Raw genomic sequence first — 14,475 nt, 5'->3', positions numbered from 1 at the left:
CGGTTAAGTGCCGCGTGTGTCGCCGTAAAGGTGGATATGCAGCCGGTCGGTAAAGCGCCAGCCGCGCCGCAACGCCTCTTCCGCCAGCCATTTTGACCGCGTGCGCAGCGTTTCGCTGTCGGTGCCTTCGGGCATCACGAACAGGCGCACGGGCGCGATGCCATGGCGTGCGGCGAGGGCGGAAACCTCGTCGCAATCTGCCGGATTGGCAATCACGAACTTGAAGTAAGCTTTATTGTTTTTCGACCATTGTTCAATCTGTTCAGGGGGCAGTGCAAGGTCGGCGGGATTGCCCGAATGCGCCAGCTTGGGGCTTACGTTCCATTGGTCCACCAGTGCTTCCAGCGCTTCCGGAACGGGCACCGTGCCATTGGTTTCCACCTCTGCGTGAAGGGTGGGCCGCATGTCCTTCAACCGGTGCAGCACGCGGGAGAGGGCGGGGGCCTGAAGCAGCGGTTCTCCACCGGTTATCACCAGCCTGTCCACATCGTATGCACAGATGCGGTCCGCCACGTCGGCCTCGTCCAGCGTCATCTGGTTGGCCTTGCGTTCGAACGTCAGATCGTCCCGGTGCGGCCGGTTGTCGCCGGTGAAGCGCCAGGTATAGGCGGTGTCGCACCAGCGGCAGGCAAGGTTGCAGCGCGACAGGCGCACGAACACGGACGGGCGCCCGATGGACGGCCCCTCTCCCTGAAGCGAGGCGAAGATTTCCGGTTCGCCGGGAGTCGTGGTGGCGAGGACTAGTGCCATACAACGGCTCCACAGGGTGACAGAGGTGACACTGTGTCACCCGGGTGCGCCATACGCGAAAGCCCGGAATCGCTGGAGGTGTCCACGCGATCTGCGAGGGTGACACGGCGGGGGGAAGGGGCTTTCCCGGTCGAGGCGCGGGCGAGGGTCATGGCCATCGCGCATGGCACGAAAGCACAGTGTAGGAAACCGGCGTGTTCCCCCCTTTGAAGTGTCACCCCAGCCGCGCCAGCGCCGCTCTCAGCCGATCGGCCTCCGCCGCGTGGGCGGCATGGTCGGCACGCGCCTTTTCCACCGCTTCGGGCTTGGCCTTTTCAACGAACTTTGGGTTCGACAGGCGGCCTTCCAGCGATCTGGCTTCCTTTTCCGCGGTCGCCAGCGCCTTTTCCAGCCGTGCCTTTTCCGCCGCGATGTCTATCACGCCTTCCAGCGGGATCACGATGTTGGCATCGCCCGCGCCAACCTGCATCGCCGCACCCGCCGGGGCCGCTTCGAAATGGATCGAACTGAGCCGCGCCAGCCGGTCTATCGCGCCGGTGTTGGCATCGATGATCGCGCGGGTCGCCGCGCTCGGTTCTGGCAGATAGGCGTCCAGCTTGGCGCCGGGCGCGATGCCCAGTTCGTTTTTGGCGGTGCGCAGGTTGGAAACGAGCGCGATCAGCCATTCCACTTCGCGCTTTGCCGCCGCGTCAACGCCCGCGTCGGGCTGCGGCCACTTCGCAACGATCAGGTCGTAAGGCCGCGTGCCCATCTTCGACCACAGTTCTTCGGTCACGAAGGGCATGAACGGGTGCAGCATGACAAGGATCTGGTCGAGCACCCATCCGGCGACAGCCTTGGTTTCCGCGTCGAAGTTGCCCTTCACCAGCTCGATGTACCAGTCGCAGAACTGGTCCCACACGAAGTGATAGATGATGTTGGCGGCGGCATCGAAGCGCAGGTCGGCCATCGCCTTGTCCAGTTCGGCAAGGGTTTCCACCACTTCGCCCACGATCCACTTGTTGACCGCGCTGGTCGCCGTGGGGGCGGCAAGCGATTGCGACGCGCCGATGCCGTTCGACTGGCAGAAACGCGCGGCGTTCCACAGCTTGGTGGCGAAGTTGCGGTATCCTTCGACCCGCCTTTCATCCATCTTGATGTCGCGGCCCTGGCTTTCCATCGCCGCCATGAAAAAGCGCAGCGCATCCGCCCCGTACTGATCGACAAGGATCAGCGGATCGACCACGTTGCCCTTCGACTTCGACATTTTCGAGCCGTCCGCCGCGCGCACCAGCCCGTGCAGGTAAAGCCGCTTCCACGGCACTTCGTTCATGAAATGGATGCCCTGCATCGCCATGCGCGCATCCCAGAAGAACAGGATGTCGAAACCGGAAATCAGCAGGTCGTTGGGATAGTGCTTTTTCAGAAGGTCGGTCTGGTCCGGCCAGCCCAGCGTGGCAAACGGCCACAGCGCGGAAGAAAACCATGTGTCCAGAACGTCGGGATCGCGTTCAAGCGTGATGCCTTCGCCCGCTTGCGCGCGCGCTTCATCTTCGCTCTCGGCAACGTAGCATTTCCCGTCTGAGCCATACCACGCCGGAATCCGGTGCCCCCACCACAACTGGCGGCTTACGCACCACGGCTGGATGTTCTCCATCCAGTTGAAGAACGTCTTCTCCCACGTCTTCGGCACGATCTCGATGGCGCCCGAACGCACCGCTTCCATCGGCGCGGCGGCGAGCTTTTCGGCATCGACATACCACTGGTCCGTCAGCCATGGTTCGATCACCACGCCGCCACGGTCGCCAAAGGGCGTCTGGATCGTGCGCGGCTCCGCGTCGTGCTCTGCTTCGTTGCCTTCCTTGTCCTTCGTGATGTGGGGGATCAGGAAGCCCAGTTCCTTCATCCGCCGGACAACGAGCTTGCGCGCCTCAAACCGTTCCATCCCCACGAATTCGGCGGGGATCAGGTTATCGGCCACCTGCACCACGTTGGCTTCGGCATCGAACATGTTGAGCATGTCGCGCGGTTCGATTCCCGCCCGCTTGCCCACTTCGAAGTCGTTGAAATCGTGCCCCGGCGTGATCTTCACCGCGCCGCTGCCCAGTTCGGGATCGGCGTGTTCGTCCGCCACCACCTTGAAGCGGCGCCCGGTGATCGGCTGGAGGATGTCCTTGCCGATCACGCTGGCATAGCGTTCGTCCGTCGGGTGAACGGCCACGGCCATATCGGCCAGCATCGTTTCGGGGCGCGTTGTGGCGACTTCGATAAAGTCCTGCCCGTTATCCAGCGTCACCCCGTCGGCGAGCGGATAGCGGAAATGCCAGAAGCTGCCCTTCAGTTCCTGCGTTTCCACTTCCAGATCGGAAATCGCGGTTTTCAGCTTGGGGTCCCAGTTCACCAGCCGCTTGTCGCGGTAGATCAGGCCCTGATTATACAGGTCCACGAACACCTTCACCACGGCGCGGGTGAAGTGCGGGTCCATGGTGAACTGTTCGCGGCTCCAGTCCATCGAACAGCCCAGGCGGCGCAGCTGGCGCGTGATCTGGCCGCCGCTTTCCGCCTTCCATTCCCAGACCTTCTCCACAAAGCCTTCGCGCGAATAATTGGTGCGCTTGTCCTGCTTCGCTTCCATCTGGCGTTCGACCACCATCTGCGTGGCGATGCCGGCGTGGTCCGTACCCACCACCCACAGCGCGTCTTTCCCGCGCAGGCGTTCGTAACGGATCACGATGTCCTGCAGCGTGTTGTCCAGCGCGTGGCCGATATGCAGGTTTCCGGTGACGTTGGGCGGCGGATTCACGATGGTGAAGGGCTGCGCGTCGGGACGTTCGGGGCGGAACTGCCCGGTGCTTTCCCAATGCGCGTACCAGCGCGCCTCCATCTCGGCGGGCTCGAACGTTTTCGGCAATTCCGTTGCCGCCGGTTCGGTTGCGGGATTCTGATCGGTCATGGCGCCGCGCTTTGCCAGCGCATGCACAGGCAGGCAAGCGTTGACGGAACGTGCGGTCGCGCAAGGCCCGCGAAGCGCGCGCCCATGCACTTGTAGGCTCGCGCTTTTTCCCGCATTAGGCTGAAACGATGCGGGCATTAGCCGATTTTACCTTGGTGCCCGGGGACGGGGAAAGCACGACAGTCGCGTTCAGCGGCCCGATGATCGTATCGTCCCTGGGACCGATCGACGCCGCCCTGCGCGCGGTGGATGGGCCGGTGTCCGCCGTCGACCTGTCCGGCGTAAGCGAGATCGATACGGTCGGCGCATGGGTCGTCTGGCGTGTTTCGCAGCGGCTGGGCGCCAGCATCGTCAACGCCAGCAGCAATGCCGAACGGCTGATCGGCGCGATCAGCGAAGCGGACGCCAACCGCGAGGACGTGTCCGCGCCGCGCGCGCCGCTGGTCCAGCGCGTGACCATGGCCGTTGGCGAAGTGACGATGGACCTGCTGCGCGGCTCCGTGGGGGTCATAAGTTTCCTGGGAGAGGTCATTCTCTCTATCGGCACGACCATCCGCCATCCGCGCCGCTTCCGCGGCAAGGCGCTTGTCCACCAGATGGAACTTGTGGGTGTAACCGCCCTGCCGATCATCGGCTTGATGAGCTTTCTGGTCGGCATCGTCATCGCCCAGCAGGGCGCGGTGCAGCTGCGCCAGTTCGGCGCGGAGATCTATACGGTCAACCTTGTGGGCCGGCTGACCTTGCGCGAACTGGGCGTGCTGATGACCGCGATCATGGTGGCGGGCCGGTCCGGTTCGGCCTTCGCCGCGCAGATCGGCACGATGAAACTGACCGAGGAAGTGGACGCGATGCGCACCATCGGCGTTTCCCCGGTAGAGGCGCTGATCCTGCCGCGTATCCTTGCGGGGGTCTTCATGATGATCCTGCTGGGGGCCTATGCTTCTGTGGTGACGATCGTCGGCGGCGCTTTCCTTGCGTCGCTTTCGCTGGGCATTCCGTTCTTCACCTTCCTCAGCCGCATTCAGGAAGTCGTGCCCATGCACGATGTGTGGGTGGGGCTGGTCAAGGCGCCGGTGTTCGGCCTGATCGTGGCGATTTCCGGCTGCTATCAGGGCATGCAGGTGAAATCGAATGCAGAGGAAGTGGGCAACCGCACAACCTCCGCGGTGGTCATGGCGATCTTCGTGGTCATCGTGCTCGATGCGTTCTTCGCCGTCTTCTTCACCAAGATCGGGTGGGGCTGATCATGGACCAGGAACCCGCCAAGGACCAGGAACCCGACCGCGAGGCGCTTGAGGAAATCGCCGAAGAGCTGCCCGAAACGCCGGTCCATTACAGCGGCGAATGGCCGATCCGCGTGCGCGGGCTGAAGAACGCGTTCGGCGAACACGTGGTCCACGAAGGGCTGGACCTCGACGTGCGGCGCGGAGAGATCATCGGTGTGGTCGGCGGGTCGGGCACCGGCAAGTCGGTGCTGATGCGGTCGATCATCGGGTTGCAGCGACCGGTCGCGGGCGAAATCGAAGTGCTGGGCCGCGATATCGACGATGCGCTGGACGATGGCGATATCGATATCCGCTCGCGCTGGGGCGTGCTGTTCCAGGGCGGCGCGCTGTTTTCCACGCTGACCGTGGCCGAAAACGTGGAAGTGCCGCTGCGCGAATTCTATCCCGAAATCTCTGACGAACTGCGCCACGAGATCGCGCGCTACAAGGTGCTGCTGTCCGGCCTGCCGTCCGATGCGACGAACAAGTTCCCGTCGGAGCTTTCGGGCGGAATGCGCAAGCGCGCGGGCCTCGCGCGGGCGCTTGCGCTCGATCCGGAGCTTCTGTTTCTCGACGAGCCGACCGCCGGGCTGGACCCGATCGGCGCGGCGGCTTTCGACCAGCTGATCGACGAGTTGCAGGAAACGCTGCAACTGACCGTGTTCCTGATCACGCATGACCTTGATACGCTTTACGAAATCTGCGATCGCGTGGCGGTGATCGCGGACCGCAAGGTGATTGCGGTTGGCACCATTCCAGAGCTTCTGGCGCTCGACCATCCGTGGATTCAGGAATACTTCAACGGGCCGCGCGGACGCGCGGCCAAGGACGCGCGGGACCGCTTTTCCGCCTCGCGCGTTGAGGAAGCCCCTGCCAAGCCGGTGGACAAGCCGGACGGCGGCGGGGCATAGGACGTGAAGAAGAGGGGCAAGCTCTAGGCATGGAAACGCGGGCAAATTACATCTGGGTCGGTGCTGTGACCCTTGCCCTGCTCGCGGCGCTTGCCGCCGGCATTATCTGGATTGCGCGCATCAACCAGGGCGACCAGAACGCCTATGACATCTTCTTCAAGCAATCGGTGGACGGGCTTGCCAAGGGTTCGCAGGTGTCTTTCGCGGGCGTTCCCGCCGGGCAGGTAAGCGATATCGAATTGTGGACCAAGGACCCGGAATTCGTGCGTGTGCGCATCAAGATCGATGACAAGATCCCGATCCTGGAAGGCACCACCGCAACGCTGCAAGGCAGCTTTACCGGGGTTTCGACGGTGCAGCTTGACGGCGCCGTGCGCGGCGCACCGCCGATCACGGAGCCGGGGCCGGAAGGCGTGCCGGTCATCCCCACCAAACCGGGCGGCCTTGGCGCGATCCTGGCGAACGCGCCGCTGCTGCTGGAACGGCTGGCCACGCTGACCGAACGCCTGACGCAGGTGCTGTCCGACAAGAACCAGCACTCCATCGCCGGAATCCTGGCCAATACCGACCGGATGACGAAGACGCTGGCCGATTCCGCGCCCGACATGAAGCGCACGCTGGCCGAACTGCAGGCGACGCTGCGCCAGGCCAACGAAACGCTGGCGAGCTTTCAGAAGGTTGCCGATTCGACCGATACGTTGATCAACGGGCAGGGCGAAACGCTGGCAAAGCAGCTTGGCGAAACGCTGAAGTCCGCGAAGGGCGCGGCGGATTCGCTGCAGAAGACGCTGGACAGCACGCAGCCCGCCGCGAAGCAGATCAACCAGCGCACCTTGCCTGAAGCCGAAGCCGCGATCCGCGAACTTCGCGAGACGAGCAAGGCGCTACGCAACCTGACCGACAAGATCAGCGACCAGGGCATGGGCTCTGTGGTCGGGGGTCCAAAGCTGCCGGACTACAAACCATGAATGTTACGAAAACTGCCGTGACGAAGATCGCCCTTGCAAGGAATGCCGTGACCGGGCTGGCCATCAGGCCGCTCGTTCTTGCGGCGCCGCTGGCCGTGCTCGCCCTTTCAGGCTGCGTCAGCATCGGTGCGGGCAAGCCGCCCAGGGCGCTGCTTGACCTGACGCCCACCGCGCAGGTCAAGGCCGGCGCCACCAGCACCGGCCAATACGACACGGCGATCGCGGTTCTTGAACCGGCCGCCGACCAGAAGCTGGCCGTTACCCGCGTGCCGGTGCAGGTGAACGCCACGACGGTCGCCTACCTGAAGGATGCGACCTGGATCGAGCGCCCGACGCGGCTGTTCCAGCACCTGCTGACCGAAACGCTGCGCGCCAGGGGCGGGCACCTTGTGCTGGAAGGCGATATCGGCACCGCGCAGACCCAGCTTGGCGGGCGCCTGCTCGACATGGGCTATGATGCGCCCAGCCAGTCGGTCGTGGTGCGGTTCGAAGCGGTGAAGACCGGCCGCGACGGTGCGGTTTCCACCCGCCGGTTCGAAGACGTGGTTCCCGGCGTCTCCGCCGAAGCGGAACCTGTCGCCGCCGCTCTCAACGAAGCGGCCAACAAGGTTGCCGGAGAGGTTGCCGACTGGGTGGGATGACCGCCTTCTGCGCGGGTGTCTGACAAGCGCAAACGGCAGGATTTGCGCGGCGCGGCGTGCGACAGCTGACATTGCATCCGAATAGGACCGATTTTTTCGTCGGGCGACCGGGGGCTTGACCGGGCGGCGCTTGCGCAATCGTTGACTTGGATGGCGTTTCCTGCTCGGTTTCGTTTCAGGAAAGCGCGTGGTCCGCAGAACACACGCCATCCTGCTTCGGTCGCACCATCGGAACTTGCGCGCAATTTGCGGCATCCGCTGGTGCGACCGCCAAAAACGAATGAACAGAAAAAATATGGGAAGGATGTCTCGATGAGATACGCACTCCTGGCGGCAGGTGCCGCCATCCTGATCGCGCCCGGCGCGGTGGCCGCGCAAAGCGGTTCGCCCATCGAAATCGAAGGAAACCGGGCGAACGTGCAGAACTGGGCGACGGATGTCTCCCACGCGCTGGACAGGAAACTGACCTATCCGATGTATTACGGCTTCCAGGGTGCCCGGGAAGGATATGCCCAGATCAGCTTCCGGGTTGGCGCGGATGGTGCGCCGGCCGCTGTCATGCTGACACGGTCGACCGGAAGCTCGCGGCTCGATCGCGCGGCGCTGGCAGCCGTGGAAGGCATAAGGAACATGGCGCCCTTGCCCGCAGGTGTTTCGCCAACCGTTCGCGCGACAGTCGTGTTCGGGCTGGATCAAAGCACGCGCACGCGGCTGGCCCGTGAAGCAGGGGCATCGCTTCAATCCGACCAGGTGGCCCTGACGGTCATGCCTGCTGCCGCCGCCTAGGCCGATACGCGCCCGTTTTGCTTCTGCGGCAGAACGGGCGTCGGTCGGCCGGGCCGGCCCGGACCGGCAGGGGCTAGCCTGCCGGGCATGGTGGAGGTTGGCGTCAGCCTTCGATCAGGTCGATCACCCGCGCCAGCCAGTTGCGCGCGTCTTCGCGCTCTCCGGTATCGCACACGAATTCCTGCCCGCGTTTCGCGCTGTCGAGCAGGCCGTCGCCCACCCAGCGTTGCGGCTTCGCGTGATAGCTCAGCCCGCATTCGCGCAGCCATGACGGCACGCGCCACAGGTTGAGCGGGCCGCCGGGAACGGTAAGCCGCAGCGCGTCGTGTGCAGGGGCGTCGGCGTTGCCGGGGCCGTGCCAGATCGTGTTGGGGTTGGGCCATTCACCCGAAAGGTGCGGGTGTGGGCGCGGGGGTGCGTTCCATTCCGGCGATTGCTCTACCGTGCCCGGCGTGCCGGTGCAGGCGGCCTTCATCCAGCCGAATATCCGGTGGTGCCGCTCACCGCTTTCGGGATCGGCGAACAGGCCGAAGAACACGAAAACGTCGCCCGCGCGCACGCCCTGTTTTTCAAGGTGCCCCTGCGCCGCGCCGCACTGGCCGAACCAGCACCGGCCATCGGCGAACATCGGATCGTCATGGCACAACGCGCCGCGCCGGATGCGCCCGCGCGTTGCCGCTTCCACCCGCTTGCCGTGGCCGATGTCGCGATAGCGGGTGGCCGAACGGTCCGCCGCCGGAATTGGAAGCGAGATCGCGCGGCCCCGCTCTATGGGGGAAGGGGCGCGGCCCGCCGTGCTGTCGAACCCCTTGCGGCTGAAGACGATCTTCAAGCCGCGCTCGTCACGCGTTCCGCGCCAGCCCGGCAAAGCGCGCGGCGGTCTCGAATGCGGCGCGCCGCGCGGCATTGCGTGCTTCGGCCTCTGCATCCTTGCCCCACAGTTCGGCCTGCCAGGCCTCTTCAAGGTGCGCGGTATCGAACAGCGCACCTGCGTCTGCATCGGGCGCCAGCGCGGCCAGCCCCACGATCAGGGAGGCGGAAATTCCCGCCAGCGTGCGCAGCGCGGCAAGGGTGAAGGGATCCAGCGTTTCCAGTTGCGCGCGGATCTGCGCGGTCGTTGCGTCGGGCTGGGCGCGGTGGATTATACCGGACACGCGGATGAAGGTGACGCCGTGTTGCGCCTCTGCGGCGGTGACGAGCGGTTCCCACTCGGCGTGCTGGCGGCGGTGCAGCGCTTCGTCCGGGTCTGCGCGGTAAAGCAGCGTATCGGTATCGCCATAGGGCAGCAGCGCGGCAACCGCCGCCGCGCGGTCCGCCATCACAACGTCGATCGCATAATCGGCCATGTCGCGCATTACGAAGGCGCCGGGATCGACCTCTTCGCCTTGTCCCGTCCATTCGGCGGCAAGCGCATCGGCAAGTGCGCGCGTGGGGACGACTTGCGGTTTGCCGCCCTGCGTCTTCACCCCGCGCCCGTCGAGCGCGACCTGCCAGCCGCCTTCCGCCGCGACCGGCGCGGCCTCTTTCCAGAACCGCTTCATCGGCGCGGGCTCCTCCACCGGCGGGCGAGCAGCAGCGGGACGACGAAGAAATCCACCAGCCCCACGGCCATGATCGCATAGGCGGCCGTGTCGGGAATGGTGTTGAGCGCCGCGAACCGCCGCGAAAGCGTGACCGCGCCCAGCAGCACCAGCAGCGCGCCCGAAAGGCGCATGGCCTGCAGGATCGCGAAGCGCGCGATTGCGGGATCGGGGTCGGGGGCGGCGTTCATTCCATTCCCTCCAGCAGCGCGCGAAGGTCCGGCACCGAATGGGCGACGGCCTCTGCCCCGGCTTCTTCCAGTTCGTGCGGGTCGTGATAACCCCAGGCGACGCCGAAGGCGCGAACGCCCGCGTTCCGCGCCATCTCCATGTCATAGGCGGTGTCGCCGATCATCGCGGTCAGCGCGCGGTCGGCGCCCGTTGCATCCAGCGCGGCCTCTATCATCGAGGGGTGCGGCTTCGACGGATGCCGGTCTGCCGTCTGGAGCGTGACGAAATGGCCGGTAAGGCCGTGGTTCGCCAGCACGTGCGCCAGCCCGCGATCCGATTTGCCGGTGGCGACGCCCAGCAGCCAGTCCTTCGCGGCCAGTTCCTCCACCAGCGCGGCGATGCCTTCGTACAGCGGCTCTGCCAGCATTCCCGCCTCGCGCCGGGTGCGGAAGGCGTCGCGATAATGCGCGGCCAGCAGCGCGTGCGCATCGGCCTCGCCCTCGGGGTGCAGGCGGCGCATCGCTTCGGTCAGCGACAGGCCGGCCACGCGGCGCGTGGCATGCGCATCGGGCGGGGCAAGCCCCGCCAGCGCGAAGGCCTCGTCCATCGACGCGCAGATATCGGCCTGGCTGTCGACCAGCGTGCCGTCGCAATCGAACAGGGCAAGGCGCAGCGGCGCGCTCACGATACCGGTCCTGTGCCGACCAGCGTGCGCATCATCTGCGCGATGGCGAGCGAGCCTTCGCTTTCCAGCCCCTGCGCCACGCGCTCACGCTCGTCCGCCGGCTTGTTCTGCGAAAGCTTGAAGGTTGGCCGCCAGGCAAGGATTTCCATCTCGAACCCGACGATCCCGGCCATGAGCTGGCGTTGCCGGCCTTCGTCCATCTTGTCCATCGTCCACGGTTCGCCTTCAGCGATGTGCTCCTCGAACCGGGCGGACAACGCTTCCAGCAGGCCGTGCAGCCCGTCCTGGTCCATCCGCCGCACGCGGCCTTCCAGTTCAAGCGAGACATAGTTCCACGTCGGCACCTGGTCCGGTTCCGCATACCAGCGCGGCGAGACATAGCCGTCGGGTCCGTTCAGCACGGCAAGCGCGGTCGCGCCGTCAAGGTGCCTGGCCAGCGCATTGCCGCGCGCGATGTGGAACTGCACCGCGCCGTCGCGGGTGGAGATCATCGGCGTATGCGCGACGCGCGGCCCGTCTGGCGTGGACAGGAACAGCATGCCGAAGCCGATCTCGTCGATCATGGCTTCGAACAGCGCGCGGTCCTCTATGCGGAAAGCGGGATTGGGATGCATCAGCGCCTGCCTTTCGGAGCGCCCGGCTTCGGGCCAGGCTTGCGCGGCGCCTTGCGTGCGCCGGGCTTGCCGGTTCCGGGTTTGCCGCCGCCGCTTTTCCCGGCCCCCGCGCGTCCGGACGGGGCAGAGGTGACGCGCTTGCGCCGTTCGCCGCGCCGTTCCTTGCGATACTGCTTGGCGTGCGCCTTGGCGGCCTGCTTCTTCGCGGCCTTTTCGGGAACCTGCTGCACCTGCTCTATCGGCAGGTCGCCATCGGCCTCGTCGAAGCCCAGTTGCTCCATGCTGGCCGCGAAATGTTCGGGAAGCGGGGCGGTCACGTCGATATGGTCGCCTTCGGGATGCTCGATCCGCAGGCGCCGGGCGTGCAGGTGCATCTTGCGGCTGATCGATCCGGTCAGGAACGCGCCCTGTCCGCCATACTTGCCGTCGCCCACGATGGGGTGGCCGATCGCCGCCATATGTACGCGAAGCTGGTGGGTGCGGCCGGTCAACGGTTGCAGTTCCACCCAGGCGGCGCGGTTGCCCGCACGGTCGATCACGCGATAGCGGCTGCGCGCGGTCTGTCCCTGGCCGCTTTCGTCCACCATCATCTTTTCGCCGCCGGTGCCCGGCTGCTTGGCCAGCGGCAGGTCTATCAGCCCGTCGTCGATTTCCGGCACGCCGACCACCAGCGCCCAGTAAATCTTGCGTGCCGACCGGCCCGAAAAGCGTTTGGAAAAGAACGCAGCGCTGCCCGGCGTGCGCGCGATAAGCAGGACACCGCTGGTATCCTTGTCCAGCCGGTGGACCAGGCGCGGGCGCGGCTCTCCCTCTCCGGCGAAGGCATCCAGCAGGCCGTCGACATGGTGCTTCGTGCCGCTGCCGCCCTGGGTGGCAAGGCCGGGCGGCTTGTTGAGCACGATGGCGGCGCGGTCCTTGGTCAAGACCATCGCTTCGGCTTCGGCCACCTCGTCTTCGGTCAACTGGCGGCGCGGGCGCGGCGCCTTGCCGCCGCTGGGCGGTGCGCTGCCCCCCGGCGGCACCCGCAGCACCTGCCCTTCGGCAAGCCGGTCCGCCGGATCGGCGCGCTTCCCGTCAACGCGCAGCTGCCCGGTGCGCGCCCAGCGCGATACGGTGGCAAAGCCCACTTGCGGCAGGTTGCGCTTGAACCAGCGGTCCAGCCGGATGCCGTCATCGTCGCGCGCGACGGTGAACTGGCGGACCTCATCAGGGTTGCCGGGCTTCGTCATCCCGCCACCCGCATCACGATCAGGCCAAGGAACAGTCCCGCAATCCCCGCCAGCACCGAAACGCCCGCATAAAGCGCGGCCATCGCCGGAAGCCCGCGCTCTACCAGCAGGGCCATTTCCAGGCTGAACGACGAGAATGTGGTGAATCCGCCCAGCATGCCCACGCCGATCAGCAGGCGCCAGGTTTCGCCCGGATCGCCGTGCCGCGCCAGCCACCCGGTCAAAAGACCCATGACAAGGCTGCCCACGACGTTGACCGTCAGCGTGGGCCAGGGGAAAACCGCGTTCACGCCGGTAAGATGCCCGACCCAGCGGCCCACGTTATAGCGTGCCGCCGCGCCAAGCCCGCCGCCAAGTGCGACGATAAGCGATGCGATGGAAGGAGAAGGTGCTGCCATGCGCCCGCCTTAGCCGCCGCGCGCGGTTTGCGAAAGATGCCCGGAAATGCTATAGGAAATGCGAAGGCACGGCGCTTGCGCCTTGCATTTGCCGCTATGTGGTGCTAGCCGCCCGGCGGTTTTCGGGGCTGGTCCTTCTGGATTCGGCCGATTTTCGTTTTTTCTACGCGGATTGGGCGCTGCCGGCAGGAGCCGCGCCATTTCGTGATTTTTATTTGAGGTGACAGCGGTTTATGCAGATTCTCGTTCGCGACAACAACGTCGACCAGGCCCTTCGTGCGCTCAAGAAGAAGCTCCAGCGCGAAGGTGTCTATCGCGAGATGAAGCTGCGCCGTCACTACGAAAAGCCCAGCGAAAAGCGCGCGCGTGAAAAGGCGGCGGCCGTCCGTCGTGCCCGCAAGCTCGAGCGCAAGCGGATGGAGCGCGACGGCGTCAAGTAAGCGGTGCGGTCCCGCCCCGGCGGGACCATCCACACTTGCCCCAATTGCGCTTGCGGCTTTCAATCCGCTTGTGGCAAAGGCCCGGTTGGGCCATCAGGGCGCTGGCCAAGCCGGCGCCCTTTGCACGTCCGGCATCTGAACATCCTTTCGGGGGAACCCATGACCGAGATCACCCGCGTCCCGTTGCAGCCCGTTGCCAAGGGCAGCGTTACCAAGATCTGGATCGGGATCATCGTCGCGATCGTTCTGGCGATCGGTGTCGCCTATGCCGCGCGCTATCACGGCCTGGTGGTCGAAACGCTGAAGGCCGGTGAAGGCCCGTCGCCGACGGCGGAAGACGTCGTTCTGGTCAACTATGTCGGCCGCCTGAAGGACGGCAGCGAGTTCGACCGGGGGGAAAAGGTGGCGCTTCCGCTTTCGCAGATGATTCCCGGTTTCACGCAAGGCGTCGAACGGATGCAGAAGGGCGGTTCCTACAAGTTGGAGATCCCTTCGAACCTTGGCTATGGCGCGGATGAAAAGCGCGACGGGCAGGGCAAGGTGGTGATCCCCGCCAACAGCGACCTGGTGTTCGATATCGACCTGATCGATTTCATGAACGCCCAGCAGCTTCAGGCCATGCAGCAGATGCAGGCGCAGATGGGGCAGAGCGCCGGCGGTCCCGGTGGCGCGGGCGGCCCGCCTTCGCCCAAGCACTGATTTCGCGCGCGGCCCCGGTGTCGCGCTCTCCCTTGCTTGAAGGTGTGCGGCGGCGATGCTAGCGCGCGGGCCTTCAGGCAATTCAGGCCGAGAGGTCCAACCATGTCCGTCGATACCGCCACCGTGGCAAAGATCGCCGCGCTGGCCCGCATCAAGCTTTCCGATGACGAGCTGGGCGCGATGGTGCCCGAACTCAACAACATCCTCGCCTGGGTGGAACAACTGGGTGAAGTCGATGTCGAAGGCATCGAGCCGATGACCGCCGTTATCGAAAACCACCTGCGCCTGCGCGAAGATGTGGTGAATGCCGATCCGCTGACCGGCGGCGGCATCCGCGACAAGGTGCTGGCCAACGCTCCTGCCGCCGAACACGGCTTCTTCGGCGTGCCCAAGGTGATCGAATAGA

17 protein-coding genes are annotated in these 14,475 nt (G+C 65.5%); 8 read left to right on the top strand and 9 right to left on the bottom strand.

Annotated features, from left to right (window positions below; all coding sequences use genetic code 11):
• Positions 1–3: 3 nt before the first annotated feature.
• Both RXV95_RS14360 and RXV95_RS14355 read right to left on the bottom strand, forming a co-directional pair.
• Complete coding sequence (locus RXV95_RS14360; RefSeq protein ID WP_338466714.1) at positions 4–750, bottom strand: 7-carboxy-7-deazaguanine synthase QueE; 747 nt, start codon at positions 748–750, stop codon at positions 4–6.
• Positions 751–964: 214 nt separating this feature from the next.
• The gene (locus RXV95_RS14355; protein WP_338466713.1) at positions 965–3,682 is read right to left on the bottom strand and encodes a valine--tRNA ligase; all 2,718 of its coding nucleotides are present in this window, start codon (positions 3,680–3,682) and stop codon (positions 965–967) included.
• A gap of 128 nt (positions 3,683–3,810) precedes the next feature.
• Here RXV95_RS14355 and RXV95_RS14350 point away from each other — a divergent pair, with 128 nt between their 5' ends.
• The 5 genes from RXV95_RS14350 (at position 3,811) to RXV95_RS14330 (ending at position 8,253) form a co-directional block, all read left to right on the top strand.
• Entirely contained in the window at positions 3,811–4,926 is a 1,116-nt protein-coding gene (locus RXV95_RS14350; RefSeq protein WP_338466712.1) for an ABC transporter permease, read from the top strand.
• Entirely contained in the window at positions 4,923–5,858 is a 936-nt protein-coding gene (locus RXV95_RS14345) for an ABC transporter ATP-binding protein (RefSeq protein WP_338468576.1), read from the top strand. Before RXV95_RS14350 ends, RXV95_RS14345 begins: the two co-directional genes overlap by 4 nt.
• Before the next feature lie 29 nt (positions 5,859–5,887).
• Positions 5,888–6,826 carry an MlaD family protein gene (locus tag RXV95_RS14340; protein ID WP_338466711.1) on the top strand — a complete coding sequence of 313 codons (939 nt, stop codon included), beginning with the start codon at positions 5,888–5,890 and terminating at the stop codon, positions 6,824–6,826.
• A 17-nt stretch (positions 6,827–6,843) separates the two neighbouring features.
• Positions 6,844–7,467, top strand: a complete 624-nt coding sequence (locus tag RXV95_RS14335; RefSeq protein ID WP_338466710.1) for an ABC-type transport auxiliary lipoprotein family protein — start codon at positions 6,844–6,846, stop codon at positions 7,465–7,467.
• A 312-nt stretch (positions 7,468–7,779) separates the two neighbouring features.
• The gene (locus tag RXV95_RS14330; RefSeq protein ID WP_338466709.1) at positions 7,780–8,253 is read left to right on the top strand and encodes an energy transducer TonB; all 474 of its coding nucleotides are present in this window, start codon (positions 7,780–7,782) and stop codon (positions 8,251–8,253) included.
• A gap of 103 nt (positions 8,254–8,356) precedes the next feature.
• Here the strand turns inward: RXV95_RS14330 and RXV95_RS14325 are convergent, their stop codons facing one another.
• The 7 genes from RXV95_RS14325 to crcB are packed head-to-tail and all read right to left on the bottom strand — an operon-like array spanning position 8,357 to position 12,930.
• A complete protein-coding gene (locus RXV95_RS14325; RefSeq protein ID WP_338466708.1) occupies positions 8,357–9,085 on the bottom strand; it encodes a hypothetical protein in 729 nt (242 codons plus the stop codon).
• A 10-nt stretch (positions 9,086–9,095) separates the two neighbouring features.
• Positions 9,096–9,794: an ATP12 family protein gene (locus RXV95_RS14320; protein WP_338466707.1), complete on the bottom strand. Its 699-nt coding sequence runs from the start codon at positions 9,792–9,794 to the stop codon at positions 9,096–9,098.
• Positions 9,791–10,024: a hypothetical protein gene (locus tag RXV95_RS14315; protein ID WP_338466706.1), complete on the bottom strand. Its 234-nt coding sequence runs from the start codon at positions 10,022–10,024 to the stop codon at positions 9,791–9,793. Before RXV95_RS14315 ends, RXV95_RS14320 begins: the two co-directional genes overlap by 4 nt.
• Positions 10,021–10,689: an HAD-IA family hydrolase gene (locus RXV95_RS14310; protein WP_338466705.1), complete on the bottom strand. Its 669-nt coding sequence runs from the start codon at positions 10,687–10,689 to the stop codon at positions 10,021–10,023. The genes RXV95_RS14315 and RXV95_RS14310 overlap by 4 nt, the downstream gene beginning before the upstream one ends.
• Positions 10,686–11,303, bottom strand: a complete 618-nt coding sequence (locus tag RXV95_RS14305) for an FMN-binding negative transcriptional regulator (RefSeq protein ID WP_338466704.1) — start codon at positions 11,301–11,303, stop codon at positions 10,686–10,688. Before RXV95_RS14305 ends, RXV95_RS14310 begins: the two co-directional genes overlap by 4 nt.
• The gene (locus tag RXV95_RS14300) at positions 11,303–12,532 is read right to left on the bottom strand and encodes an RluA family pseudouridine synthase (protein WP_338466703.1); all 1,230 of its coding nucleotides are present in this window, start codon (positions 12,530–12,532) and stop codon (positions 11,303–11,305) included. Before RXV95_RS14300 ends, RXV95_RS14305 begins: the two co-directional genes overlap by 1 nt.
• Positions 12,529–12,930 carry a fluoride efflux transporter CrcB gene (gene crcB / locus RXV95_RS14295; protein WP_338466702.1) on the bottom strand — a complete coding sequence of 134 codons (402 nt, stop codon included), beginning with the start codon at positions 12,928–12,930 and terminating at the stop codon, positions 12,529–12,531. Before crcB ends, RXV95_RS14300 begins: the two co-directional genes overlap by 4 nt.
• Before the next feature lie 233 nt (positions 12,931–13,163).
• Between crcB and rpsU the strand changes: the two genes are divergently transcribed.
• The 3 genes from rpsU (at position 13,164) to gatC (ending at position 14,474) form a co-directional block, all read left to right on the top strand.
• The gene (rpsU, locus tag RXV95_RS14290; RefSeq protein ID WP_067732879.1) at positions 13,164–13,370 is read left to right on the top strand and encodes a 30S ribosomal protein S21; all 207 of its coding nucleotides are present in this window, start codon (positions 13,164–13,166) and stop codon (positions 13,368–13,370) included.
• Positions 13,371–13,529: 159 nt separating this feature from the next.
• Positions 13,530–14,069, top strand: coding sequence for an FKBP-type peptidyl-prolyl cis-trans isomerase (locus tag RXV95_RS14285; RefSeq protein ID WP_338466701.1), 540 nt, complete (start codon positions 13,530–13,532; stop codon positions 14,067–14,069).
• Between the two features lie 102 nt (positions 14,070–14,171).
• Positions 14,172–14,474 carry an Asp-tRNA(Asn)/Glu-tRNA(Gln) amidotransferase subunit GatC gene (gene gatC, locus RXV95_RS14280; RefSeq protein WP_338466700.1) on the top strand — a complete coding sequence of 101 codons (303 nt, stop codon included), beginning with the start codon at positions 14,172–14,174 and terminating at the stop codon, positions 14,472–14,474.
• The last annotated feature ends 1 nt before the right edge of the window (position 14,475 follow it).

The sequence above is a fragment of the Novosphingobium sp. ZN18A2 genome (assembly GCF_036784765.1).
Taxonomy (GTDB): domain Bacteria; phylum Pseudomonadota; class Alphaproteobacteria; order Sphingomonadales; family Sphingomonadaceae; genus Novosphingobium.
Note: the sequence above shows the minus strand (reverse complement) of the source record. Positions and strands in the feature narration are given on the sequence as shown.

Excerpts from the sequence above, each read along its gene's own strand:
- RXV95_RS14360 (WP_338466714.1), bottom strand. The coding sequence starts at position 750 with ATGGCACTAGTCCTCGCCACCACGACTCCCGGCGAACCGGAAATCTTC.
- RXV95_RS14355 (WP_338466713.1), bottom strand. The coding sequence starts at position 3,682 with ATGACCGATCAGAATCCCGCAACCGAACCGGCGGCAACGGAATTGCCG.
- RXV95_RS14350 (WP_338466712.1), top strand. The coding sequence starts at position 3,811 with ATGCGGGCATTAGCCGATTTTACCTTGGTGCCCGGGGACGGGGAAAGC.
- RXV95_RS14340 (WP_338466711.1), top strand. The coding sequence starts at position 5,888 with ATGGAAACGCGGGCAAATTACATCTGGGTCGGTGCTGTGACCCTTGCC.
- RXV95_RS14330 (WP_338466709.1), top strand. The coding sequence starts at position 7,780 with ATGAGATACGCACTCCTGGCGGCAGGTGCCGCCATCCTGATCGCGCCC.
- RXV95_RS14320 (WP_338466707.1), bottom strand. The coding sequence starts at position 9,794 with ATGAAGCGGTTCTGGAAAGAGGCCGCGCCGGTCGCGGCGGAAGGCGGC.
- RXV95_RS14315 (WP_338466706.1), bottom strand. The coding sequence starts at position 10,024 with ATGAACGCCGCCCCCGACCCCGATCCCGCAATCGCGCGCTTCGCGATC.
- RXV95_RS14305 (WP_338466704.1), bottom strand. The coding sequence starts at position 11,303 with ATGCATCCCAATCCCGCTTTCCGCATAGAGGACCGCGCGCTGTTCGAA.
- RXV95_RS14300 (WP_338466703.1), bottom strand. The coding sequence starts at position 12,532 with ATGACGAAGCCCGGCAACCCTGATGAGGTCCGCCAGTTCACCGTCGCG.
- crcB (WP_338466702.1), bottom strand. The coding sequence starts at position 12,930 with ATGGCAGCACCTTCTCCTTCCATCGCATCGCTTATCGTCGCACTTGGC.
- rpsU (WP_067732879.1), top strand. The coding sequence starts at position 13,164 with ATGCAGATTCTCGTTCGCGACAACAACGTCGACCAGGCCCTTCGTGCG.
- RXV95_RS14285 (WP_338466701.1), top strand. The coding sequence starts at position 13,530 with ATGACCGAGATCACCCGCGTCCCGTTGCAGCCCGTTGCCAAGGGCAGC.
- gatC (WP_338466700.1), top strand. The coding sequence starts at position 14,172 with ATGTCCGTCGATACCGCCACCGTGGCAAAGATCGCCGCGCTGGCCCGC.